Genomic DNA, 23,783 nt, shown 5'->3' with positions numbered 1-23,783 from the left:
CGGCTGGAGGCGGAGATCGACCGGCTGACGAAGACGTCCCCGGTGGCCGCGGTGCGCGCGGCCCGCCGGCTGGAGGTCACCGCGGAACGGGTCGGATACTGGGCCGCCCGAGGCACCCGCGCGGATGTGACCACGGCTCAGGCGGCGGCCGCGCTCGGCGTGAACGAGCGCGCCGCGCTCAGCCTGCTGGCCCGCCTCGGCCGCTGGAGCCCGTACACCTGACATCCGCAACGGCGGCGCGGGGGATGGCACCGTCGCCGCCGGGGCGCCCGGAGCATCCAGGGCGGAGCCTGCCGGCCGGCCGCCGGTGTCCGGCGCCCGAGTTGCCGCCCGACTGCCGGCAACGCGTCCCGGCGGCGCTGCGCGTCGGCACCGCGCCGCCGCCGCGGATCGAGACGATCGCCCACGAGCGCCGCGACGTGTTCGTCGTGGAGTACCACGGCTGACCCTCCCGCCCACCGTCCCGTCCCGGCCCGTCCGGGACGGTCACGGCATCCGGCCCGCCCCGGTACCGCCGCTGCCGGTGCCGCGGCCTTGCGAGGGATCCGGCTGCGTTCGGCGCCGCAGGGCGTAGGACATCGCGGTGACGGCGACCAGCGGTCCCCACAGCAACATCGGCACGTAGCAGGCGTTCATGACCAATGCGGCGAAGCCCTGCGGAGCCTCGGTGCCGCCTGCTTCGGCCGGCCAGCCGCCCCAGAACATCTGCGTCGTCAGCGCGGTGACCACGGTGGCCCCCAGCAGCGCGGGAACCACCGCGGCCCAGGTCCTCACACGTCGGCCACCCAGGAGCGGGATCCAGCGCGGCACCCTCTCGCCCCAGGGCCTGACCAGGCCGAGGGTCATGAGCGCGAGCCCTTCGGTGACGAGTGTCAGCAGGGTGATGTAGGAGGAGGTCTCCAGCCCGGGCCGCCAGTCTTCGGCCAGTTGGCCGCTGAAGCCCACGGGGATGCCCACGGCCATGGCCGTTCTCCACAGCCCCGAGGGCAGGACGGCCAGCGGCACGGCATGCGCCGCCAGGTTCGCCCAGCGCGGCACGGCCGAGACGGTGGCTGTGGCCTTCGCCGGGGCCTTGGGCCGGGTGGGCAATGTGTTCGCGGCATTCATGACGACCTCCGGAGCGGCGTGCGTTGCCTCCATGCTCGGCTTCGAGCCCACGCCACACATCCCGCCGCGGTTCCCCCCGCCATCAGACTTGAGGGCGACCCGCTCCAACTCCGGTACGACGCACCGGACATCGGCCGACGGCCGGCCGCGCACCGGAGCGCGGCCGCCGGGACCCGCGCATCCCGGCCCGACCGCCGCCGTCCGCGAAGCCCCGGTCCCGCCGGCCACATCCGCGCCACGCTCTACGGCGAGTCCGGCCGGCGCCCCGGAACGCGGTGCGTCTCGGCGCGTGCCGTGTCGGCCCCCCCCCGGGGGCCGGTCGGCGAACGCGCGCAACCGACGGCCCGAAGACGTCCCGGCGAGCCGGAGGGTCCCGGGGTCCGATCGAGCCCGCGTCACCGTCCTCGCCAAGGCGGTGCTGGCTGCCGTGGGATCGTCGAGCCGGCAGAGGGCTTCGACGACGTAGACCCCCCCGCCGGTGACTCGATCGGCGAGTCAGAGGAGGGCCGCGGTTCCTCCGGGCCGCTTCAGCGGCGGCGGTGATGCGTTCCGCCGGACACCCCTGCGGCAGGCTCGCTACGCCCCTCCCGGGATGACGGGCAGCAGGAGCCGGGCGGCCCGGTCCGGCCCCCAGTGCAGCGTGCAGCGTCCCCGGTTACGGGTCCGGTAGGAGGCGGGGAACTGCCCCGTCAGCGGATTGCGCGGGGACAGCCAGCGCCCGGCGACCACGAGCCGGAGCTGGTCCCCCGCGCGGAACAGGGTCGAGGAGGCACCGAGCGCGATGTCGACGGGGACGACCTCCCCCGCCGTGACCGGCTCGCGGACCAGGCAGGCCGGCACGGGTGCGAAGGGCCGCGACCGGTCGGCGTCGAGCGCCCGCAGCGCGAGGTTCTGCCACCCGGTGGCGACGCGGTCCCGGCCGTACCCGTAAGAGCCCTCGAACGGGACGAACCGGCCCCCGCTCCACTTCTCCACGCCCACGACGAGATCCAGATCGTCGGCGTCGCGCAGCTCGACGTACAGCCGCAGCGCCATCGGCCCGGTGAGCTCCGTGTCCCGCGCGACCGTCCAGCCGAACCGCAGGCCCGTCCGGCGGACGTCGAAGGAGAGCGATCCCGGCTCGGTCGGCGGACCGGCCGCCAAGCCCCCGGCCGTGAGGTACCGGGGGGTCCACCGGGTGCGCTCCAGCGGCCAGGACTCCTCGTGCCGCACCTCCACCACGTGGTCGCCGCGGTCCCGGACCTCCAGCCGGACCCGGGCCGGCCCCGGCACGTCGTGCCCCTTCAAGTGGCGTTCGAAGAAGCTCAGTTGGGCCGCACGGGCCTCCTGGTCGTAGAAGACGGCCCACTTGCCGCTGCGATGGGTGTAGAGGTGACGCTCCGCGGAAGCGATCCCCTCGAAACCGGCGAACGAGCCGCGGCTGTGGAGGTTGTTGTCGGAGAAGCTGCCGCAGACCAGCGCGGGCACCTCGATCGCGGACAGGTCCGGGTCGAGGGACCGGTACCAGGCGTCGATCACCGGCCTGCGGGCGCTCTCGCGGCGGAACGAGTAGGCCTGCCGGACCTTCCTCAGGCCGCGGTCCCAGAGCCGGAGGAATCCGTTCTCCTCCACCCCGCCGGGGCGCACCAGCCCCCGGTAGGCGTCCGTGAACCCCTCCCACGGCACGATCGCCCTCAGCGACGGCGGCCGGGTGGACGCCGCCCGCCACTGCGTCAGCGCCAGGTACGACACCCCGAGCATCCCGACGGCCCCACTGCTCCAGGGCTGGGCCCCGGCCCACTCGACGAGGTCGTGGACGTCCTCGCCCTCCTGGGCCGACAGCAGCGACCCGGTGCCGTCGGAGGTGCCCGCGCCCCGCAGGTCGCAGTTCACCACCGCGTAGCCCTGACCGACCCACCACACCGGATCGGGCCCCTCCCAGGTCGTGAGCGACGAGAAGACCAAGGGCCCGGTCTGGCGCAAGATCCGGTAGCGGAACGACAGCCTGGGACGGCCGGAGGCGCTGAACCGGGGGAGATCGTCCTTGCCGTACGGGTGTGCGCAGAGGATCACCGGCACGCGGGCGTCACCCGGCGGCCGGTACACGTTGACGCGCAGGACCGTACCGTCCCGGGTGACGACCGGCAGGTCGTTCTCGACGTGCACCCGGCCCGGCTCCGGGCGGTACACCGAGACGTCCGGCCGCAGGATTCCCACCAGGCGTCCGCAGGCGTACCGGACCCGCCCCGGCCGCCTCCACGGCCTGTCGTACCCGGCTTCGTCCCGGCGGCTGCTGCTCATCGGACCGGCTCCCGTACAGCGAATCCATGACCTGCCCTTCACGAAAAACGATGGCAAGGGATGGCGGCGCGGGCAAGTCGGGGCCCCCGGCACCGGCTGCTCGTCCCCGCCGTGACGAAACGATCACATTCCCGTCATTCTCCGCGCACACCGGCCACGGAGGGTGAGGGAGACCGGTACGCACGCGGCAGGTGAGGAGAACGAGATGAACAAGGGTGCGCAGCGGGCGGCCGTCACCGCGGCCGTCGGCCTGGCGGCCGGGGCCCTGTCCGCCTGGATCGCGATCGCGGGCGACGGGGACGGGCTGAACGTGAGCGCGGCGAGCCGCTTCGCCTCCGGGTACGTGCCGTACGCGGCCGTCGTCCTGCTGGTGTCGGTCACGGCACCGACGGCCGTGCACGCCGTCCTGCGCGCCGTGCTCTCCCAGCTGCTCATGGTCTGGGGCTACTACACGTGGGGCCCGATGATCACCTTCGAGCGCACCCCCACGCAGGCCGCGCACTACGCGCGCGAGTGGGCCACCGTCGCCGTCACGGCCGTCCCGGCGGCGGCCCTGGCCGCGTACGCCCTGGCCCGCGCGGCCCGGCGGCTCGCCACGCCGCGCACGGCCCGCGCCGGCACACGGGGCGACCGCGCCGGCGCGGTCCGCTGAGGACCGTCCACCTCCTCCCGAGCACGTGCGCCGCCCCGGCCCGGGGAGCCGGGCGGGGCCCTGTTATGGTGCGCCGATGTCAACGATCAAGCAGTTCCAGGTGACCTTCGACTGCGCGGAGCCCGCGCGCCTGGCCGCCTTCTGGTGCGAGGTGCTGGGGTACGTCCTGCCGCCGGTCCCGGAGGGCTTCGCCACGTGGGAGGAGCACCACCGCTCGCTGCCGCCCGAGGACGAGGTCTACTTCGCGTGCACCGACCCCTCGGGCGTGGCCCCGCGCCTGCTCTTCCAGCGGGTTCCCGAAGGCAAGGCCGTCAAGAACCGGGTGCACCTCGATGTGCGGGCCGGCGCCGGCCTCGTGGGCGAGGAGCGCCTGGCCACGCTTGAGGCCGAATGCGCACGGCTGACGGCGCTCGGTGGCAAGCACGTGCTGACGCAGCGCGCCGACGGCGTCAACGAGTCCTGCATCACGATGCAGGACATCGAGGGCAACGAGTTCTGCCTCGACTGACCCCCGCCCGGGACGGCGAGGGCGCTGTCAGAGCGTGCTGAGAAGATCGTCGGCATGAACGGCACACGAAGCACCCCGCCGCGTCCGGTCGACGTCGCCGCGGTCTTCCCCGCGCTGGCCCCCCTCGCGCGCCCCGCGATCCGGCTGCACCCGCGTCCCGGTTCGCCCACCGTGCACGACAGCTCGATCGGCGGGCCCCTCCTGTGGCCCGCACGGCAACCCTGGCCGTCCTGCCGCATCGAGCACGGAGGCCTCCACCCCCTGGTGCCGGTGGCCCAGTTGTACGCGCGGGACATACCCCTGCTGCGGCCGCCCGGGCGGACCGACCTGCTGCAGATCCTGTGGTGCCCCTCGGAGCACGCACCGGACTCGGGCATCCCGGTCGAGTTGTCCTGGCGGACCGCCGCGGACGTCACCGACGTGCTCGCCGCGCCGCCCGAGCCGTTCGACGCCGACGAGGACTCCTACGTACCCGAGCCGTGCGTGCTCGCGCCGGAGCAGATCACCGAATACCCCGACCACCTGGAACTCCCCGAGGACCTACAGCGGCAGGTCGAGGACCCCGCGCCCTGGCGGGCGGCGGGCATCGCGGTCGACGACGCCGCCCCGCAGGAGCTCTACGACAACGCCCTGTCCCACGCCCCCGGCTGGAAGATCGGCGGCTGGGCCCCCTGGGGCCTGACCGACCCCGTACCGCGGTTCTGCGTGGACTGCGGCACCGCGATGACGCCGCTGCTGACCATCGCCTCGTCCGAATGGCACCGCCACAGTGCGAGCTGGATCCCGTACGAGGACCGGGCCGCCGGCGCCTCCGACGGCAGTTGGTCCAATCCGCCCGGGGTCACGGTGCTGGACGCCAACCACTTCCAGCTGTACGCCTGCCCGGCGAGCGGCGGCCATGCGCACACCCACCTGATCCAGTGAGGGACGGCGAGGGGTCCGAACGGCTCCCGTAGGCCGGGTCACGCACCGCCGGACGGGAGCCGCTCGCCACCCCACGGGCGCGGTCGCTCCGCCGTCCCTGGCCGAATTCGTGCCCTGGCGCGAACCGCCACGCCTCAGGAAGATTCTCTGCGGCCGGCCGCTCGGGCCGGTCCCTGGAACGGGGGGGACCGATGGGAACGATCCGCAGAGGCTTACGGGACAGGTGGGTCCGGGCATGCGCGGGCGGCGCGGCCGCGTTGGCGCTGACGTGCACCGGGGTCGCGATGGCACCCGTGGCGGTGGCACGGACGACGGCGGCGTGCTCGACCGACACCAGGGCCACGGGCGTGGCCGGCTCGCCGGTCGCGGGCAGCCTGGTGTCCGTGGCGCGAGCGGACGGCCGGATCGCGCAGCTCCAGCTCTTCTACGACCCCACGGCGACCGGAGGCCTGCCCTTCGTCTGGCATCGGGAACAGAACGGACCCGGCGGCGCGTACGGGGCCTGGCAACGGGTGAGCGCGGCGACCGTGGGCCCGAAGAGCTACGCCATGACGGCGATCGAGAACTCGGCGGGCGGGCTGGAACTGCTGTTCTCCACCTACGGTTCCTTCTGCCACTCGGTACGGGACGCCGCCGCTGCGGGCGGCTGGAGCACACCGGCCGATTTCGGCCTCGCGCCGACGCCGTACCACGGTGGAGTCGTGCTGTTCAAAGAGCAGGACGGCAGCATCGACGCCTTCGCCTCCGGGGCGTACGGCGGCGGCTCGATGGAACTGCGTCACCAGCAGGACGCGGGCACCGGCTGGGGCCCGAAACAGTCCATGGGCCTGGTGCCGGAAGCGGGCGTCGGCCTGAGCCAGCCCAGCACCGTGGAACAACTGCCCGACGGCAGGCTGCACGTGGCGGCGCGCGAGTGGAACAGGGACCGCACCTGGGAGATCCGGCAGTCGGCGCCCGGCGGGGGCTGGGGCCCCTGGCGACTGACGACCCCCGCCGCCGCCCCGACGGGCGGCACCACCGCCGCCGCCCGCTGACGCGGCTCACCCGACCGGGCCCCCCGCGCGACCACCACCCCAACCGTCGCGGACCGGCCGCCGTCTCCCCACGGCGACGGAGGCCGGTCCGACGGGCAGTCGCCTCCGACAGCCCGCATTCCGTAACCTCCACCCCATGATGCGTGCCTGGATCCTGCCGATCGTCCTGATGTCCTGTGGCTCGGCCGTCGCGGCCGGTGAGCTCGTCACCGGGAGTCCCGGCATCGCCGTAGCCCTCCTCCTGGTGTTCGTGGCACTCGCGGGCATGAACTCGCCCCTCATCTTCCCGAGGTCGATCGGTGCGCAGCAGGCCCAGCACCGCAGCGCGGCCGACGGCCTGCCGGTCGTCTTCTGGCGGCCGGGCTGCAGGTACTGCATACGGCTGCGCATCCGGCTGGGCCGCAGCGCCCGCCGGGCGCATTGGGTCAACATCTGGCGCGATCCCGACGGAGCCGCAGCGGTGCGAGCGGTGAACGACGGCAACGAGACCGTGCCCACTGTCGTCATCGCGGCCCGGTCCCACACCAACCCCGATCCGAAATGGGTGCGCGAACACCTCTCCTCGTCGCGGTGATCAGCGAACGCGCCGTACGGTGAGCAGCCCGCCGCCGCACCCCTGCCACCGGGCCCACGCGCGGTCTCCGGGTCAGCGGGCAGAGCGTGGACAGCGTCACCCGGACCGGCCGCCGCGGCCGGTCATTCGGCATACTGGTGCTTCGTGCATTCGGTAGGCGGGGAGGCCATGTGGACGCGTACATAGGTGAATTGGCCCGGAGCGCTGCCACCACCATGGTGACGCTCATGGCGTCCCAGGGGTGGGAGACGGCGCGGGACGGAATGGTCGCCCTGTGGCAGCGGTTCCAGCCCTCCCGGTCCGAAGCAGTGGCCGAAGACCTTGCCGCCACCCGCGAAGAACTGCTCGGCTCAGGGCCGGACAGCGAGACGGAGCTGGTGGCGGAATGGCAGGCCAGGGTGCGGCGGCTGCTCCTCTCGCACCCAGACGTCGCCGGCGAGCTGCGCCGCATCCTCGACGAACTGCACCCGCAGCCCTCCTCCGCCGAGTCCGGCACCACCACCCTGAACGCTCGTGCGTCCGGCCGTGGCCGTGTCTACCAAGCCGGCCGTGATCAGCACATCTCCGAAAGATGAGCGAGGGGGTCGGCCTGCACGGCCGTGCATCCGGGGACGGACGCGTCTATCAGGCAGGCGGCGATCAGTACATCGAGGAGCACCACCACCACCACCACTCCGGTCCCGTCGCCTTCGCGGGACTGCTGCTCCCGCCGGAGCCCGCTCCGGCACCGACCGTCTCCGCGGGGCGGACCCTCGCCCCGGACTCCGTACGGGTGCCGCTCGTCGGGCGGGCGCCGAACGTGCTCAGAGGCAGGCAGGACCTGCGAGTTCGGCTGCGGCGGGCGGTCGACGGACCCGGCCGCGACATCCATGTCGTGCACGGCATGGGAGGCACTGGCAAGACCGCTTTGGCGTACACGCTGTTCATGGACACCCTCTCCACCGGCGCACGCATCGGCTTCTGGGTGAACGCTTCGGACCACCTGTCCCTGCGCGCCGGGATGCTCGCCGTGGCGGGGGACCGCGGCGCCGGATCCAGCGAAGTGGCCGCGGCCGCGAGTGGGCAGCGCGCGGCCGCCGACCTCGTCTGGCACTGCCTGGAACGATCGGCCGAGTCCTGGCTGCTCGTCCTGGACAATGCCGACGACCCCTCCGTCCTCGCCCGTGGCGGTTGGCTGCGTTCGAGTGGCCGCGGCGTCGTGCTGGTCACCTCGCGCCATGCGACCTCACCACTCTGGCGCGGTCCACATGTGACCCGTCACCGCCTCGACGTGCTGCCCCTGGCCGATGCCGCTCAAGTCCTGTGCGATCTGGCGCCCGAAGCGGGTTCCCAGGAGGCCGCGCGGGAAGTGGCACAGCGGCTCGGATGCCTCCCGTTGGCCCTGACACTGGCCGGCTCCCACATGGCCCACCAGATCCTGGAGTCCTGGTCGATGGAGGACTACGCGGGCAAGCTCGCCGACGAACCCGTCACCTTGGTCGACAGAGGAGCCATGGACACCACACCCGGCAACTCCAGGCAGCTCGTCGGGCGCACCTGGCAGATCTCCCTGGAAGCGCTCGCGGCTCAGGGAAACCCGCAGTCCGCGACCCTGCTGAACCTGCTGTCCTTCTGGTCGGCGGATCCCCTGCCCTTGTCCACGCTCCTGCCGATCGCCCGCGGCGACCTGGCCCCGTTCGGCGCGGACATGCCGGCGGACCGGCTGGAGACGGCGCTGCGCGGACTGCTGGACCATTCCCTCAGCGAAATCGTGCAGGCACCCGGTGCACGCTGCCTGCGCACACACGGCGTCCTCTTGGGAAGCGTGGCCGCCGGGATGCCGGAATCGGTCCGCGTACCGCTGTCCGAGACGGCCACCTCCCTGCTCCGAGCGGCCCTGCCCGGCGCGGATGCCGCGCCGGCGCAGGCCCGGGAAGCCCTCGTGCTCCTCGCTCCGCACGCCTCCGCGCTCCTGCGCGCCTCTGCCACGCGGGACACGGCCCATCTGGTCGCCTCCCTCGCCCATCAGCTCTACGAAGCGGGAGACTGGACGGGGGCGCTGCATTTCACCGGCTCGGTCCTCGACGTGGTGGAACGTCATCTCGGTGTGGACGCACCGGCCGTGCTCACCGTCTCGTACGTACGGGCGCTGGCCTTGCACCGGGCCGGCAGGTTCACCGAATCCCGGGACCTGCACCGCAAGGTGCTGACCACCAGGGAGCGAATCCTGGGACCGGACGATCCCGACACCCTGCGCAGCTGTTTCGGGCTGCACCAGCCCCTGGACCTGCTCGATCGCGACGAGGAGGCGGAACACTATCTGCGTCGTGCGGTGCAAGGGCAGCAACGTGTCCTGGGCCCCACCGACCCCGAAACGCTCATGACCCGCACCTTCCTGCTGGAACTCCTGCCCCAGTTGGGCAAGCAGGACGAGTTCGAGGCGGAGGCGCACGCCGTGATCGCCGACTGCGAGCGCTCGCTACCCGTCGACCACCTCACCACGATCAACGCCCGCCATCTGTACAGCTACGGCCTGCAGACCACAGGACGCTACGCGGAGGCGCTCGAGCCGGCACGAAGGACCCTGGCCGACCGAACCCGGCTGCAGGGTCGCGATGACGCACTGACCATCTCAGCCCTCGTGAACCTGGCCCGGGTCCTCCACGGCCTCGGCGAAACGCGGGAAGCCGTCAGTCTCATGAGGGAGGTCGTGACGGACCGAGAACGCCTCCTCGGTGCAGACCACCCCTTCACCGCCTATGCCCGCGGCAGACTGGCCGCATGGAGCGAACGCGCGTCCGAGGGGTGAAGGCCGGCCGCCGGCCAGGCGGCAAGGAGCCGTCTGCGTCCGGCGCCGCTGCCAGGAGTCGAGAAATGCGCGAGCTGTACCCACCGGTCGAGCCGTACGAGAAGGGGATGCTCGACGTCGGCGACGGCAACTTCGTGTACTGGGAGGTCTGCGGCAACCCGGAGGGCAAGCCCGCCCTCGTCGTGCACGGCGGTCCAGGATCCGGATGCGGGACCGGGGCACGGCAGTACTTCGACCCGGACCGCTACCGGATCGTCCTGTTCGACCAGCGCGGCTGTGGCCGCAGCACCCCGCACGCGGGCGAACCCACGACCGACATGCGCCACAACACCACCTGGCACCTGATCGCCGACATGGAGCGGCTGCGGGATCACCTGGGGATCGACCGCTGGCTGCTGTACGGGGGTTCGTGGGGCTCCACCCTGATCCTGGCCTACGCAGAGACGTACCCGGAGCGGGTGTCGGAGATCGTCATCGCCGCCGTCACCACCACCCGGCGCTCCGAGATCGACTGGCTCTACCGAGGCGCGGGCCGGTTCTTCCCCGAGCAGTGGGAACGCTTCCTGGCGGGAGCCGGCGGCACACCGCGTGACGGTGACGTCGTCGGGGCCTACGCACAACTGACGGAACATCCCGACCCCGCAGTGCGGGAGAGGGCCACGGCCGACTGGTGCGCCTGGGAGGACGCGGTCCTGTCCGGGGAAACGAACGGCGCCTCCAACCCGTACGGCGACCGCCCGCCGGCCGCGCGAGTGGCCCTGGTCCGCATCTGCTCCCACTACTTCTCCCACGGCGCCTGGCTGGAAGAAGGCGCACTCCTGCGCGACGCACACCGGCTGGCCGGCATCCCGGGCGTACTGATCCACGGCAGGCTCGACCTGGCCGCCCCGCTCGACACTGCATGGGAACTCGCCCGCGCCTGGCCCGATGCCGAACTGACCATCGTCGGCGACGCGGGCCATCTGGGCGGCGACACGACCCGCGCCCGTGTGCTCGAGGCACTCGACCGATTCGCTCGCCAGGAATGAGACCGGGATGTGGGACGGGCGCTGACCCCTGACGGGGCGGATCAGGGGTGCCGGCGGCGCAGGAGCGCGAAGGCGGCGAAGACGGCGGCGCCGGCGAGGGCGAGCAGGATCGCGCTCTCGACCAGGTGGAGCGGCCAGAAATGGGACTCCGGGTGGTAGCGCCCGGCACCGTCGGCGGCGGCCGGGGTCTGCCACACGCCCGCGCCGCCGGGGCGTCCCTCGGCGGCGGGCCAGAGCCGGGGGCGCAGCAGCACCAGGGCCGTCCCGACGACCCCGACCGCGGCGAGGGCCACGGCCATGGCGGGCACCGTGCGTCCGACGAGCAGGCCGGCCAGGACGCCGAAGGCGATGCCGAGGAGGGCGTAGCCCACCCCCGCCGGGCCGATCGCCGCGTAGACGAAGGTGTCGTACCACTGGACCGGGTACCAGGTGTCCAGCGAGCCCCGCCGGATCCAGGCCGCCGACAGCGCGAACGAGGGGAGGACGAGGAGCACGGCGACGACCGGCACCGCCAGCCTGGAAGCGAGCCAGCGCGCCGGGCTGGACGCCTGGGTCCACTGGAGCCGGTACGTGCCGGACTCCAGCTCGCGCGCGATCAGCGGGCCCGCGGCGAACGCGGCGAGGAACAGGGGCAGCGCCGCCATGGCGAGCGCGACGTACTCGAACATCCGGTGTACGTACAGGCTGCGGGAGAGGAAGCCGCGGACCTGGATCCCGCACCCGGGCACCGTGTTCTCCACCTTGCAGCCCGTCGCGGCGAGGTCCTCCGTCAGGGACTGGACGTACCAGCGGCCGCAGGCCAGTGCGAGCAGGAGCAGCAGTATCAGGGCGAGCCCGGCCCACAGGGCGTGGCGGTGCAGTCTGATGGTGACCCGGCAGGGCCCGCGCAGTGCGGCGAGGCTCATGCCGCCACCTTCACGGACGGGGTGAGCAGGGCCGGGACGTCGGACGTGCCGAGATGGGCCAGCACCAGTTCCTCCAGGGTCGGTTCGAGCGCCTGCCAGCCGTCGCTGCTCGTGGTCAGGGGGCCGTTCGGGCGGATCAGCGCGGTGAGCTGGCGCCCGGTGGAGCGCGCGGTGACGACGGTGTGCGGGGACAGGTCGCGGATCGGGCCGCTCACCAGGGTGTGGGCCCGCCGGAGATCGTCCACGGCACCGCCGAGCCGGACGCGTCCGCCGTCGATCAGGAGCAAGTGGTCGCAGGCGTCCTCGAGCTCGGAAAGGACGTGCGAGGACATCAGGACGGTGGTGCCGTGCTCGGTGGACGTCGCCAGCAGGAGCCCCATCAGGGTGCGGCGGGTGAGCGGATCCACGTCGGACAGGGCCTCGTCCAGCAGGAGCAGCTCCGGCCGCTTGCCGAGGGCGACGGCCAGGGCGAGCCGGGAACGCTGCCCCCCGGACAAGGCGCGCACCCGCCGGCCGGGGTCCAGGCCGCCGGCCTCCAGCACCCGGCTCGCGGTGCCCTGGTCCCAGCGGCCGGGATTGAGCCGGGCGCCCATCCGCAGGGTCTCGGCGACCGTGAACTGCGGATAGAGCGACTTGTCCTGGGTGACGTACGCGACGGCCTCGCGGGCCGGCGTCGTCAGGGCACCCTCGGTGGGCTTCAGCACACCTGCGGCCAAGGCCAACAGGGTGGACTTGCCCGCCCCGTTGGGGCCCGTCAGGGCACATATCCGGCCGGCGGGCAGCCGGAAGGAACAGTCCCTCAGGGCCCAGCCCCCGCGGCGGAACCTCCGCCCCAGGCCGCGTGCTTCGATGGCTGATGTCACCCTTCGTCCCCCTGGTTCGGTGCACCGTCGGATCCGCCCAGCACGGAGGTGAACAGTGCGGTGATGTCGTCCGGCTCCAGACCGGCCGACCGGGCCCGGGCCAGCCACTGGGCCAGCTCCGTACGCAGTGCGCCGTCCGCGGCCCTTCCTTCGCCGAGCGTGCGCAGCACGAAGGTGCCGAGCCCCCGGCGCCCCTCGACAAGGCCTTCACGTTCGAGCTCGCGGTAGGCCTTGAGCACGGTGTTCGGGTTGATGGCGAGGGCCTCGACCACCTGACGGGCCGTGGGCAGCCGGTCCCCTTCCCGCAGCAGGCCCAGACGGAGCGCCTGCCGCGTCTGCTGCACGATCTGGAGGTAGGTGGCCACACCGCTGCGCCGGTCGATCCGGAATTCGATCACGCCGCTTCACCTCCATTTCACTAGGGAAGTAGTGAAAGGATCGACGGAGTTGCCCCGGCTGTCAACAGCACCGGCGCGAAGACGCACGGTCCGGTTCGGCGGGTGCCGCGACGGCGGCCGCCCCCGGGGCCATCCGGTCCGGGGGCGGCCGCCGTCGTCGTTCAGGGAGCGAGCCGGTAGGCGTTGACGATCGTTTCCCGGACGGTGTTGCCGCCCCGGTCCGTCAGGTCCGCCCGGAGGGACACGGACGTGGCGGCCGGCGGGTGCGTGAGCGTCACCGAGCGGTTCCCCCCGGAGTCGGTGGTCACGGAGACCGGCTTCCAGCTCGCGCCCCCGTCGTAGGACACCTGGACGGTCAGCGCCGCGACGCGCCCGCCGGAGGCGGCGCTCCCGCCCAGGCGCAGGGGCACCCTCAGGGTGGTGCCCTTCGGCGCGGTGCCGTCCGGCCTCAGCCGGGGCGAGAAGCTCACCGTCGACAGCGGCAGGACGGCCGACCGGTCCCCGTCCGCGTGGGCCGACGTGAAGGTCCACGACGCGGCCACCCTCGTGCTCGTCGAGGTGTCCTCGGGCGAGCGGCTCGCCTCCACGCTGAGCCGGTAGCGCGCCGGTGCGGGCGGGACCTCGGCGCTAAGCCAGTCGGTGGCCGCCCCCTCCGCGAGGACCCGGCCGCCGGACTCCAGCCTGCTGAAGCCGTCGGTGACGACCGACGAGCCCGAGTGCCCGGCCCCGTCGTTGAACAGCTGGATCCGGGCGTCGAGGGAGTCGCCGGTGCGGAGCGCGCCCTGCTGGTCGCCGGCCGCCAGGTCGGGTCCGACCACCGGGGTGTTGAAGTCCGCGGCGTAGCGGGCGCCCGGCCGGTAGGAGAGCGGACCGGCCGTGTAGCCGATGCGCGGCTCGCCCTGGGCGTTGAGCTGTGAAGCGGTCCAGGACCACCGCACGTCCCCGGCGCTGACGAACTGGGCCGACGCCAGCGGCAGGTCCTGCGCGGCGGATTCGGGCGCGCCGACGGTGAACCCGTCCGCATCCGTCGGGACCGCGCTGATCAGGGCCTTGGCCCCGGTGACGGAGGCGCCGAAGCCGAGCTTCACCTCGGCGAGCTCGGCCCGCGTGACGGTGTGCGTCAGGCCGGTGAACCAGCTGCCCGTGCGGTCGAACGCGAGCCGGTAGTCGACGCCGGCGCCCGCGGCGCCGGGCTTCTTCCAGAGGCCGTTGTACTGGGCTCGCATCCCGGTCTGCGACGGGCCGAGCGCGGCGGTGAGGATCCGCGTGGAGCCGTCGGTCACCCAGGAGTCGTGCACGAAGGCGTGCTCGTCCTCGTAGCCGACGGTGGCGCTGACCAGCCGGGCCCGCCGGTCGGGGGTGGTGATGGCGAACGGTTTCGCCTTGCGGGCGTCGAGGACGACGGTGGTCTTCCCCGTCACCTTGAGCACCGGCTGGACGAAGACGGCCATCGTGCCGTCCGGGCCGAAGTCGAAGCTCTCCAGCTGGTAGTCGCCCTTGGGCAGGCGCCGGGTGACGGTGCCGCTCGGATCGTTCGGGAAGTCGACGGGCTCCGGAACGGCCGTTCCGAGCGTCGTGACGGTGCTGTAGAAGCTCAGCGGGCTCCCCCCGTTGACGTCGGTGTGCCGCAACGTGACGTCGTACGACTCGGCCTCCCGGACGGCCGCGAGCCCGGTGCGCACCGACTGGTCGCCTCCCGTGGCCAGCACGCTGCCGCCGAAGGCGCCGTCCGTGGTGCCCTTGCGGGTGTCGACGGTGACGGTGGTGCTCGCGCTGCCCCCCGCCGGGACGGTGACCTCGCCGTCCCGCACCGTGAACATCCCCTCGGGGGCGGGGCCGCCGGCCGCGTCGGACCCGGCCACGCTCAGGTGCAGCGTGACGGCCCGGGCGCCGTAGTTGCGATAGGTGAGGGTCTTCGCGGTGGGCTCGTCGTCCGTGTGGGGCCACAGCTGGGTCCCGAAGTCGAGCGATCCGGGCTCGGACACGACGGCGGCCGTCACGGCCCGCGTCAGGTCGACGCGGCCCGCGCCCTGACGGGAGGCGCCCAGCGCGGGGTCCGGCTTGGCGGATCCGGTCAGCAGCCCCTTGAGCTGGGCGCCGCTCCAGGTGGGGTGCTGCTGGAGCAGCAGGGCGGCGGCTCCGGCGGCGTGCGGAGTGGCCATCGAGGTCCCCGACATGGTGGCGTAGCCGGTGTCCGAGGGGAAGTCGCCCTGCGTCGTGGCCGCGGCGGTGATGTCGACGCCCGGTGCGGTGAGGTCCGGCTTGCTCGTCCCGTCGCGCGCCGGGCCCTGGCTGGAGAAGTCAGCGATCCGGTCCTGCTTGTCGACCGCGCCCACCGTGAGCGCCTCGGGCGCGCTTCCGGGCGAGGTGATCGTCCCCGGCCCGGGTCCGTGGTTGCCCGCGGCCACCACGAACAGGGCCCGGTCGGAGAGCCGGGCGATCCCGTCCTCCAACGGGTCGGTCTCCGGGAAGTCCTGGGTGGAGAGGCTCATGTTGACGATCTGCGCGCCCTGGTCGACGGCCCACTCCATGCCGCTGAGGATGTTCGACTCGGCGCCGAAGGCGTCGTCGTCCAGGACCTTGCCGTCCAGGATCCGCGCGTCCGGAGCCACACCGCGGTAGCGGCCGCCCGACAGGGCGCCCGTGCCGGCGATGGTGGAAGCCACGTGCGTACCGTGGCCGTTGCGGTCCTGCGTCGTGGGAGCCGAGGTGAAGTTCCGCTCGGCCACTTCGGCACCCCGCAGGTCGGGGTGGGTCTCGTCGACGCCCGTATCGAGGACCGCCACCGTCACGCCCTTGCCGGTCCAGCCCGCCCGCCACATGGCGGGTGCGCCGATCTGCGGAACGCTGACGTCCAGGGCGCCGCGCACCCTGCCGTCCAGCCAGAGGTGCGCGACGGGGCCCGCGGGGGCCGAGGGGGCCGCTCCCGCGACGCGCTGCTGATCCCGCGAGGCCCCGGACACCGCGGACCACAGGGACCCCGCCTCGGACTTGGCCACCGCGAACGCCTCCCCGTCCACGGCCGCCAGCGGACGCCGCTCGCGCGCGACGCCGGCGAGCGCGTCCCGGGTGGCGGCGAGCGCCCCCGCGCCCGCGGCGTCCCGGCGGTAGCTGATGATGAGGGGCACGGACGACCGGTGGGCGTCGTCGTAGCCGTCCGCGATCAGCTGGGTGACGTCGAACAGTCTGCGGTCGAGGACCCCGTCGCCGATCATCCGCAGCGCGTCCTGGGGGATGACCTGGGTGTGGCCGGCTTCGCGGCGCACGGAGAAGACGATCCCCGCCCGGCCCGGTGCGCGCACGAGCTGGGCGACGCCTCCGTCCCCGGCGAGGACGACGCGGTCGCCGGTGACCAGCGTGACGGCCGGGGCCCCCGGTGATGTCGCCGCTGCGCGGGCAACGGCGCCCGTGGCCGCGAGGGCCGGCGGGGCGCCGGCGGTGACCGTCCCCGCGATCAGCGTCCCGGCGAGTGCTGCGGCGAGCGCGGCGGTCCTCGCCGTCGGTACGTGTCTCACTCTGTCCCCCCGTCGTCGTCCGGGCGGTACCCGGACGGCCAGGGTGGAGGGTCACGGGCCGGCCCGTCTTGGACAAACCGGCGACGCGCGCGACACGGTGGGACGCGTTCGCGGACGCGGAACGTCCGGCAACTCGCGCGCGCCGTCCGTGTGGCGGGATCGGACCCCGACGCCACCATCGCCCCGCCCCGCCCCGCCCCGGCGCGGAAGTCCGGGAGCGGGAGGGCCGCCGGCGGGCGGGGCCCACGAGGTCGAGGCCTGCGACGTGACCCCCGTCCGCCCGTCAGGCCCCCCCGCCCCGGCGCCGGTCGGGGGTCAGGAGGTAGGCGGTCGCCATGTCCGCGAGCTCGTCGGCGTACCGGCGTCTGGCCGCTTCGCCGGTGACCGCGTCGGGGCGTACGGAGTTGTGGAAGCAGGCGCCGAGGACGGCGCGGGCCGCGGTGTCCAGCGCCGCCCGCGGATCGGAGCGCCGGATCTCCCGCACATGGGGCTCGGCCGCGGCGAGGAGCTGCCGGTGGAGTTCGGTGATGGTGCGGGCCCCGCGGTCCAGCGACCTGGTCCCGCGGGTGCGCAGCAGCTCGGGGAAGAGGCCGCTGCTGTCGGCGAAGGACTGGAGCAAGGCGTGCGCGTAGGCGTCCATGACGCCGGCCAGTGACGGCTCGGCGTCACGGAGCCGCTCGGCGACGTACTCCTCGCGGCGTTCCAGCATCCGCTCGGACAGCGCGGTGATCAGCTGCTCCTTGTCCTCGAAGCGGCGGTAGATCGTGCCGACGGCGACGCCAGCGCGCCGGGCGACGCCGGCGATCGTCATCTCCTCCAGGCCGGAGGTGGAGGCGATCTCCTCGGCCGCGCGCAGCACCCGGGCCAGCGTCGCGGCGCTGCGGGCCTGCCGGGGCTCCCGGTAGGCGGCCGGGCGCTCCGTCTCCTCCTCGCTCATGCTGCGCATGGTAGCCGTGGGGCTCCCGACAGGACCTTTTGACAACGGCTGCACTCCTCGGCGTATCCTCGTGATGCGAATGTGAATTCACATTCGCATCCTATCGGAGGTTCGATCATGACCGAAAACCAGGCCGCCCGCCCCGTCACCGTGACCCTGGCGGCCGGACCCGCCGGCGGTGGTGGCATCGACGACTTCGAGCTCTTCTACGCCCGCCGCGCGGTCGACCGCTTCCGCACGCTGCTGGGCCGCCAAGGGCTCCTCGACCTCCTCGCCGCGGACATCGAGGAGGGCAACGCCTTCCTGCGCGAGAGCGCCCGCGCCTCCGACGGCGCCTTCAAGGGGGGCACCACCGTGCTCGCGGCGAAGGGGATGACCTCGGGCGAGTTCCTGGCCTGGATGGACGGGGCCTTCGCCGGCGACGACGGGCCGCTCCTCGCGGCGCACCCCGAGCACTACGTGATGGGCACCGATGAGACCGGCGCGCGCGTGGTGGAGAACATCGGCCCGCACGTCGCCGACTTCTACATGGGCGGCTGGGGCACCGACGCGCTGGACTGGGCCAAGGACGCAGCCGAGCTCCTCCCGGAGGCGGAGTTTCCGCGCAAGATGTCCTCGAACCTCTTCCTGGCCGACGGCACCGTCGTCGGGCGGGCACTGATCCAGTTCGGCGACACCGCCGACGGCTTCACCGCGCACCTGACGGTCTACTTCCCCGTCGCCTGCCCCGACGAGGTCCTGGAGCACCACCTGCGCCACTACGCCGTCGAGTTCCGCAACTGGATCGTCGCCGCCGCGGCCGCCCGCCCCTGAAACGCGCCGTCCGGCCGCCGGGCCTGTACCAGTGCCGATCAGCAGGCGCTCCTGACGGTCCCGGGCATCTCGACTGACCGCCGTCCCGCGGCGCGGGCACCGCTCGGACCCGGCGACCGGGTCCGTGACCGAAACGAGGGCCGCACGGCCCCGTACCGCCGCGCAAACGCCGATGAGCCGCCTCTCCCCTGTGGAGGCGGCTCATCGACGACTCGGCACGAAGGCGCGAGGGTACGGAAGTGACGAAGCCTGGGTGACGCTCCCGGCCGTCCGGAAGGACGTCCGCGCCGGACGGCGGATGTACGACCCGTCGCCCTCGCAGCGCTGCGCCGGTCACCAGAATGCGGGGTCACCGGGGGCCCTGTCGTTCGCGGACGGTCCACGACTCCTTAGCGGAGCGTCCCGGCGGCCCCGGCCGCCCCGCCGCCCGCGCCCTGCGTCCGGCGGAACTCGCTCGGCGCGATGCCGTAACGGGTGCGGAACGCCCTCGTGAAGTCGGCCGGCCGGGGAAATCCCCAGCGGGCGGCGACGGCGTGGATCGGAACGCCGCACAGCGCCGGGTCGGTCAGATCGTGCCGGGCGCTTTCGAGCCGCTGGTCGCGGATGTACGCGCCGATCGTGAGCTCCTCGGCGCCGAAGAGGCGGTACAGGTGGCTGCGCGAGATGTGATGCGCGGCGGCGATCCGCCCGGGCGTCAGCTCCGGGTCTTCCAGATGGCGGCGGATGAAGGCCTTGACGGCCAGGACCAGGTTCCTGTCACGGGTCTCGGGAGTGACCAGCCGATCGGCGTCGAGGACGTGCGCGAAGACCGCGGTCACCAGGTCGGTGACGACCAGTCCGAGCCGGGCGGCGTCCTGCGGCAGGTACCCGGCGGTGTCCGAGACGAGCAGGGAGAGGAACTGCGACAGGAGCGCGCCGACCCCGTCCCGTCCCGGCACCGGCTGCCCCACGACCCGGTCGGCCCGGCCCTTCGGGAGGGTCACCAGCGTCCTGGGCACCTCCACCCCGACGATGGTGACGGGCTCGGAACCGGTGTATATCTCGTACGGCCGCGACGACGTGTTGATGTGGATGTCGTGGCTCTGGTAATTGGCCTCCTGCCTGTCCCACGTGGCCCCCGCCTGCCCCTGCAGGAGCAGGGAGAGGTGGTAGACCTCCGGATCGGACTGGCGGATGAGCTTCCGCGTCCGACGGAACACCAGGGAATCGAAGGTGGCCGGCCACACCACCACGTCCCCGAGCGCGATCAGCCGCTGGTGCGCGTAGTAGTCCCCGGCGCGCTCGCTCGCCAGGTCCATCGGAGCGTGCGTCCGGCCCATGCGCTGTATCCACGCCTCGAAGCGGTCCTCTTGAGGGAGGTCCGCGGTATGGAACACCGACTCGTACAACATCTCGGCAGTGAACCACAACGGCCCCGGGGCCGGTTCGGCCGCCCCGCGCGGGCCGGTGACCCCGGCTCAGGCGGGAACCGGTTCCGCCCCGGGGTACGGACTGGGCATGGTGTCGAAGTGGCCCTCGGGGGCTTCCTCCAGGAAAGCCGACAGGTTCTCCAGGAACGCGCGCAGCGGAGGCGTCGCGTTGTGCCGGTCCAGATCTTCCCGGGAGCGCCAGACCTCGTACGGGAAGAAGCGGCTGCCGGGCTCCCGTCGGGTGGGTTCCACGAGGGAGGAGGTTCAAGGGGCTGGTCCCGCCGCCTCGACAGCGGTCACCGCCGCTACGAGGACGACGCCCCCGTCGTGGTGCGGCGCGTCCGCTCGCTGCTGGGCGCCGGCCTGCCGACCCGTGTCATCCGCGATCTGCAGCCGTGCATCCGCCGGGACGGCACGGTCGCCGCGTGCCAGTTGGAGACGCTCCGGGAGCACCTCGGCGGTCTCGACGACCGGATCGCAGCACTGTCGGAAACCCGCGCCTCGCTGGCCGGGCTCGTCTCAGCCGCCCGGGCCCGCGAGTAGCGGGACCCGGCACGGCCGTCCGCGAAGGGCGACCGGTCCGCGCGCGGTGCCACATCGCGGACTCACGCCGACCGGAGGCGACCGGGAGGCCAGGAGGCCGCGCACACGGCGTTCCCCGGCTCCTGCGCCCGGCCGTCTCCGGCCTTGAGGGCGCCATTGTGCCCGCCGATCGGACCTGCCTATAGTCGCCCTGCAATCGGAGCGTCACACAGGGTCACCTTTTGGCTGGAGGCAGTTGTGTTACCCATGGGCAGCATCCGCAAGGCACTCGCCGCGACGGCCTCGCTCGCGTTCCTCGCGCTCGGGATCGCGGTCACCCCCGCCGCCGCCGCGCCCACCGAGCCGCGGTGCGGGGCCGACGGGCGCCTTCCCCGCCCGCAGGACGACCGGTTCTACGTCCAGTGCGTCAACGGGGTCGCCATCGTGCTCCCCTGCCCCGCGGGCCAGGTCTTCGCCGCGGTGCCACAGGTCTGCGACCTCCCCGAGCGGGTCCGTCCGGCGGTGGCCACCGAGATCACCGCCGGCCCGGCCCGCCTGAACGGGCTGCTGCTCGGGGTGAAGGGGCTGCATTCCACCCTCCGCATGAACGGCGCCCCCGCCGGGCTGGACGGCGTCCCGGTCGTCTTCACCACCGTCGGCGGGAAGCTGCTGTGCACCGCCGTCACCGATCAGTTCGGCGCCGCCGGCTGTGACGCGCCGGCCCGGCTCACCATCCCGCTGGACGAGATCCTGCGCGGGTACCGGGCCACCTTCCAGGGCATCGGCGGGATCTACACCGCCTCGTCGGCCGCCGGTACCGTCTCGCTGCTCTGAGCGGACCGTTCCGCGACCCCGGCCCCGTCCGGCCGGGCCGTGGAACACGGCGTTCGTACGGTGTCACCGGAGCGCGGCCCGCGGACGGAAGAGGTCGAGGTGCTCCCGCAGGAAGGCTTCGAGCGTGCGGGGCGGCCGGCCGAGGAGGCGGACGACCGTGTCGTCCGGCGTCTCGGGACGGGTGCGGGCCAGCCGCTGGATCTCGACGACGTGCGTCGCGAGCCAGTCCGGCATGCGGGCGGTTGTGGTGAGGTGCCGGTGCAGTTCCGGGCCGGGCAGGTCGACGTACCGCACGGGCCGGTCCAGCAGCCCGCCGAGCAGGCCGGCGAGCTCGGTCTGGCTGTAGGGCCGGCTGCCCGTGAGGGTGTACGTGTGCCCGGCGAACCCGGGGCGGGTCAGCGCGGCCGCCGCCACGTCGGCGATGTCGCGGCAGTCGATGTAGGTGCAGGCGCCGTCGGCCATGGCGCCGGTGATGACTCCGCCCGCGGCGACGCCGGGGGCGAGCAGCAGCAGCTTCTGCATGAACGCGTACGGGCGCAGCACGGTGTACGGCACCCCCGATTCCCGCACGGCCACCTCCACGGTGTGGTGTCCGCGGGCGATGGCCACGGGCGAATCGGGGCCGGCGCCGGGCGCCGAGAGCTTGACGAGGTGCCCGATGCCGGCGGCGGCGGCCGCCTCGACGGCGCGGATCTCCAGGGCGACCTGGGCGGGCCCGTTGGCCATGGTCAGGAACAGCCGGTCCGCGCCGCTGAACGCGGCCCGCAGGGAGTCGGGATCGGCGGCGTCGGCGGCGACGACCTCTGTCCGGGCGAGGGTGGCGGCGTCGAGCCCGGCGCGGAGCCGTCCGGGGTCGCGGCTCAGCGCGCGCGTGGGTTCGCCGAGCGCGGTGAGGCGGTGCAGGAGGGCGCTCCCGGTGGCTCCGGTGGCTCCCATGACGACGATCATGCGGTGTCCTTCCTGGGGTTGCTGAGGTCGCTGAGGTTGCTGGGGTTCTTTGGGTTCGTGAGGGCGGGGCGGGCGGCGCCGTGCCAACGCCAGGTGGTGAGGGCGGCGGCGAGTGCCGCGGACAGCGGCAGGTCCAGCCGCAGGCGTCCGGGCCACGTCGCGAGCGAGGCGCCGCCGTCACCCCGGTCGCCCCACGGGAGCGGCCCCGGCGGTCCGGGCCACGTCGTCAGGCCCGCCACGGCGAGGTGCGCGACGACCGCCGCGACGGCGGCCGCCGCCAGCCCGGCCCCGACGGCCCGTACGGCCCTCGCCGGGACGGCGGGCCGGGGGAGGCGGCCGCGGTTGCCGCGACGCCGGAGCCGGATCCCGGCGAGGGCGGTGACGAGCGCCGAGGTGCCCGCGATGGAGGTGAGGGCGGCGACGGCCAGTTCCGGCCGGCCGGAGAGCAGCCCGCCGGCGCCGGCGGTCAGCGCGGGGGCGGCGTAGGCGACCAGGACCTCGCGGCGGAGCGCGGGGCCCGGGGCGACCGGAGCGATCGGATGGCTCGGGTGCTGCGGACGGGTGGTTCTTCCAGTCCTCATAATTAGGTGCCTAACTATATGGATGTGCGAACCCATGGGCCCACGCATGCCGGTCGGCGCGCGGGCCCATGGCCGGGCCGTGCGGGGGGTCGCGGGCGAGCCACGGGCCCGCCTGGAAACTGGTGAGAAGGGTTCGACTGCGCGGCGGGGGCGGCTACTCGGCGGTGAGCGCGCCGATGCCGCGGGTGATCCGGGAGAGCAGGTCGAGGAAGACGGTCCGTTCCTCGACGCTCAGGTCCGCCACCATCCCCTGGAGGCGGCGGAAGTGATCGGGAGCCAGGTCCCGCAGCTTCTGTGCGCCGCGGGCGGTCAGGACGACCACCGCACCGCGCCCGTCCTCCGTGGACGGGCGCCGCAGGACGAGCCCCTCCTTCTCCAGGGAGTCGACGAGCCCGCTGACCGTCGCGCGGGAGACGCCGAGGCTGGCGGCCAGGAGCGAGGGCGACTTCTCGCCCTCGCTGTCCTCCAGGTCCGCGAGCAGCCGGTAGCGGCCGGTGGACAGCCCGAACCGCGAGAAGTGCACCTCGCTGGCCTGGCCGAGCCGGGCGCCGGCCGCCATCAGGCGTACGGCGACCAGCACGGCCTGGGGGTCGGAGTCGAGTCCGTAGTGCCGGATCTGGCGCCGGGCCTGATCCAGTGTCGGGGCCTCTTCGGTCGACTCCCTCTGTGCGTCCATGAAAATAATATGGGACCTAACTACTGCCCCTGTCAAGGCACTCCGGGCAGCGAGCGGGCCGGCCGGGCCGGAAGGGGGCGGGGGCCGACCTGCCTGTGATCGCTGCGCGGCCGTCGTCTCCCAGCCCGCCGTCGCGGGTGGTGGGACGGTGGCGCCCAGGCAGCGGTCGAGGGGCGCATGCATGCGGGGGACCGGAAGGGACGGGTCGGCCGCCGCGCCCCGTGCGGTGCGGGGGTCGGCGAGGAGGCCCTCCATGACCTCGGGTGTCAGGACCGGATTGGCGGCGGCCGCGTGCCGCACCGACTCGTCGGGGTCGTCCACCGGGGGCCGGGCCAGGGTGGGATCGGCGGCGGCCAGGGCGCGCACGTCGCAGGGCGCCGCCGGATTGAAAGCGATGCCACGCAGCCACAGTGCACGCAGAGAGTCGGACACCGGACGCGTTCGGCACAGAGGACGTGAACCCTCCGTGTCCGGACCGGACACGGCC

Annotated in this window: 24 protein-coding genes and 1 pseudogene; 13 read left to right on the top strand and 12 right to left on the bottom strand. The window is 73.5% G+C overall.

Features of this window, described 5'->3' with window-relative positions; all coding sequences use genetic code 11:
• Together ACGFXC_RS33490 and ACGFXC_RS33485 are read left to right on the top strand one after the other, a co-directional pair.
• A pseudogene (locus ACGFXC_RS33490) lies at positions 1-222 on the top strand (hypothetical protein); the annotation flags it as partial.
• A gap of 101 nt (positions 223-323) precedes the next feature.
• A complete protein-coding gene (locus ACGFXC_RS33485) occupies positions 324-446 on the top strand; it encodes a hypothetical protein (RefSeq protein ID WP_393718658.1) in 123 nt (40 codons plus the stop codon).
• Between the two features lie 40 nt (positions 447-486).
• On the opposite strand, the gene ACGFXC_RS33480 is transcribed toward ACGFXC_RS33485, so the two are convergent.
• Both ACGFXC_RS33480 and ACGFXC_RS33475 read right to left on the bottom strand, forming a co-directional pair.
• The gene (locus ACGFXC_RS33480) at positions 487-1,107 is read right to left on the bottom strand and encodes a hypothetical protein (protein WP_393718657.1); all 621 of its coding nucleotides are present in this window, start codon (positions 1,105-1,107) and stop codon (positions 487-489) included.
• Positions 1,108-1,683: 576 nt separating this feature from the next.
• Positions 1,684-3,387 carry a CocE/NonD family hydrolase gene (locus ACGFXC_RS33475; protein ID WP_393718656.1) on the bottom strand — a complete coding sequence of 568 codons (1,704 nt, stop codon included), beginning with the start codon at positions 3,385-3,387 and terminating at the stop codon, positions 1,684-1,686.
• A 205-nt stretch (positions 3,388-3,592) separates the two neighbouring features.
• Here ACGFXC_RS33475 and ACGFXC_RS33470 point away from each other — a divergent pair, with 205 nt between their 5' ends.
• The 8 genes from ACGFXC_RS33470 to pip all read left to right on the top strand — a co-directional run bounded on the left by ACGFXC_RS33470 (position 3,593) and on the right by pip (position 10,895).
• On the top strand, positions 3,593-4,039 hold the full coding sequence (locus ACGFXC_RS33470) for a hypothetical protein (protein ID WP_393718655.1): 447 nt from the start codon (positions 3,593-3,595) through the stop codon (positions 4,037-4,039).
• A gap of 76 nt (positions 4,040-4,115) precedes the next feature.
• The gene (locus ACGFXC_RS33465) at positions 4,116-4,547 is read left to right on the top strand and encodes a VOC family protein (protein WP_393718654.1); all 432 of its coding nucleotides are present in this window, start codon (positions 4,116-4,118) and stop codon (positions 4,545-4,547) included.
• Positions 4,548-4,601: 54 nt separating this feature from the next.
• Entirely contained in the window at positions 4,602-5,471 is an 870-nt protein-coding gene (locus ACGFXC_RS33460; protein WP_393718653.1) for a hypothetical protein, read from the top strand.
• A gap of 293 nt (positions 5,472-5,764) precedes the next feature.
• A complete protein-coding gene (locus ACGFXC_RS33455) occupies positions 5,765-6,505 on the top strand; it encodes a hypothetical protein (protein WP_393718652.1) in 741 nt (246 codons plus the stop codon).
• A 136-nt stretch (positions 6,506-6,641) separates the two neighbouring features.
• Complete coding sequence (locus tag ACGFXC_RS33450; protein ID WP_393718651.1) at positions 6,642-7,079, top strand: glutaredoxin domain-containing protein; 438 nt, start codon at positions 6,642-6,644, stop codon at positions 7,077-7,079.
• 227 nt (positions 7,080-7,306) lie between these two features.
• Entirely contained in the window at positions 7,307-7,654 is a 348-nt protein-coding gene (locus ACGFXC_RS33445) for a hypothetical protein (protein WP_393718650.1), read from the top strand.
• The gene (locus tag ACGFXC_RS33440) at positions 7,651-9,867 is read left to right on the top strand and encodes a tetratricopeptide repeat protein (protein WP_393718649.1); all 2,217 of its coding nucleotides are present in this window, start codon (positions 7,651-7,653) and stop codon (positions 9,865-9,867) included. Before ACGFXC_RS33445 ends, ACGFXC_RS33440 begins: the two co-directional genes overlap by 4 nt.
• 65 nt (positions 9,868-9,932) lie before the next feature.
• Complete coding sequence (pip, locus tag ACGFXC_RS33435) at positions 9,933-10,895, top strand: prolyl aminopeptidase (protein ID WP_393718648.1); 963 nt, start codon at positions 9,933-9,935, stop codon at positions 10,893-10,895.
• 41 nt (positions 10,896-10,936) lie between these two features.
• Here the strand turns inward: pip and ACGFXC_RS33430 are convergent, their stop codons facing one another.
• The 5 genes from ACGFXC_RS33430 to ACGFXC_RS33410 form a co-directional block, all read right to left on the bottom strand.
• The gene (locus ACGFXC_RS33430; protein WP_393718647.1) at positions 10,937-11,800 is read right to left on the bottom strand and encodes a hypothetical protein; all 864 of its coding nucleotides are present in this window, start codon (positions 11,798-11,800) and stop codon (positions 10,937-10,939) included.
• Entirely contained in the window at positions 11,797-12,663 is an 867-nt protein-coding gene (locus ACGFXC_RS33425; RefSeq protein ID WP_393718646.1) for an ABC transporter ATP-binding protein, read from the bottom strand. The genes ACGFXC_RS33430 and ACGFXC_RS33425 overlap by 4 nt, the downstream gene beginning before the upstream one ends.
• Positions 12,660-13,061, bottom strand: coding sequence for a GntR family transcriptional regulator (locus ACGFXC_RS33420; protein ID WP_393718645.1), 402 nt, complete (start codon positions 13,059-13,061; stop codon positions 12,660-12,662). The genes ACGFXC_RS33425 and ACGFXC_RS33420 overlap by 4 nt, the downstream gene beginning before the upstream one ends.
• A 161-nt stretch (positions 13,062-13,222) precedes the next feature.
• Entirely contained in the window at positions 13,223-16,576 is a 3,354-nt protein-coding gene (locus tag ACGFXC_RS33415) for a S8 family serine peptidase (protein WP_393718644.1), read from the bottom strand.
• 283 nt (positions 16,577-16,859) lie between these two features.
• Positions 16,860-17,513: a TetR/AcrR family transcriptional regulator gene (locus ACGFXC_RS33410; protein WP_393718643.1), complete on the bottom strand. Its 654-nt coding sequence runs from the start codon at positions 17,511-17,513 to the stop codon at positions 16,860-16,862.
• 117 nt (positions 17,514-17,630) lie between these two features.
• On the opposite strand from ACGFXC_RS33410, the gene ACGFXC_RS33405 reads away from it, so the two are divergent.
• A complete protein-coding gene (locus ACGFXC_RS33405; protein ID WP_393718642.1) occupies positions 17,631-18,326 on the top strand; it encodes a hypothetical protein in 696 nt (231 codons plus the stop codon).
• A 389-nt stretch (positions 18,327-18,715) separates the two neighbouring features.
• Here ACGFXC_RS33405 and ACGFXC_RS33400 read toward each other — a convergent pair whose 3' ends face one another.
• Positions 18,716-19,645, bottom strand: a complete 930-nt coding sequence (locus ACGFXC_RS33400) for a helix-turn-helix domain-containing protein (protein WP_393718641.1) — start codon at positions 19,643-19,645, stop codon at positions 18,716-18,718.
• Positions 19,646-19,783: 138 nt separating this feature from the next.
• The gene (locus ACGFXC_RS33395) at positions 19,784-19,987 is read right to left on the bottom strand and encodes a putative quinol monooxygenase (protein WP_393718640.1); all 204 of its coding nucleotides are present in this window, start codon (positions 19,985-19,987) and stop codon (positions 19,784-19,786) included.
• 75 nt (positions 19,988-20,062) lie between these two features.
• Between ACGFXC_RS33395 and ACGFXC_RS33390 the strand changes: the two genes are divergently transcribed.
• A complete protein-coding gene (locus tag ACGFXC_RS33390) occupies positions 20,063-20,278 on the top strand; it encodes a MerR family transcriptional regulator (RefSeq protein WP_393718639.1) in 216 nt (71 codons plus the stop codon).
• A gap of 246 nt (positions 20,279-20,524) precedes the next feature.
• Entirely contained in the window at positions 20,525-21,091 is a 567-nt protein-coding gene (locus ACGFXC_RS33385) for a chitin binding peritrophin-A domain-containing protein (protein ID WP_393718638.1), read from the top strand.
• Between the two features lie 63 nt (positions 21,092-21,154).
• Here the strand turns inward: ACGFXC_RS33385 and ACGFXC_RS33380 are convergent, their stop codons facing one another.
• The 3 genes from ACGFXC_RS33380 to ACGFXC_RS33370 all read right to left on the bottom strand — a co-directional run bounded on the left by ACGFXC_RS33380 (position 21,155) and on the right by ACGFXC_RS33370 (position 23,296).
• Positions 21,155-22,039: an NAD(P)H-binding protein gene (locus tag ACGFXC_RS33380; protein WP_393718637.1), complete on the bottom strand. Its 885-nt coding sequence runs from the start codon at positions 22,037-22,039 to the stop codon at positions 21,155-21,157.
• Positions 22,036-22,620 carry a hypothetical protein gene (locus ACGFXC_RS33375; RefSeq protein ID WP_393718636.1) on the bottom strand — a complete coding sequence of 195 codons (585 nt, stop codon included), beginning with the start codon at positions 22,618-22,620 and terminating at the stop codon, positions 22,036-22,038. The genes ACGFXC_RS33380 and ACGFXC_RS33375 overlap by 4 nt, the downstream gene beginning before the upstream one ends.
• Before the next feature lie 154 nt (positions 22,621-22,774).
• A complete protein-coding gene (locus ACGFXC_RS33370; protein WP_393718663.1) occupies positions 22,775-23,296 on the bottom strand; it encodes a MarR family winged helix-turn-helix transcriptional regulator in 522 nt (173 codons plus the stop codon).
• Positions 23,297-23,783 lie beyond the last annotated feature (487 nt).

The organism is Streptomyces sp. NPDC048507 (assembly GCF_043199995.1).
Taxonomy (GTDB): Bacteria; Actinomycetota; Actinomycetes; order Streptomycetales; family Streptomycetaceae; genus Streptomyces.
Note: the sequence above shows the minus strand (reverse complement) of the source record. Positions and strands in the feature narration are given on the sequence as shown.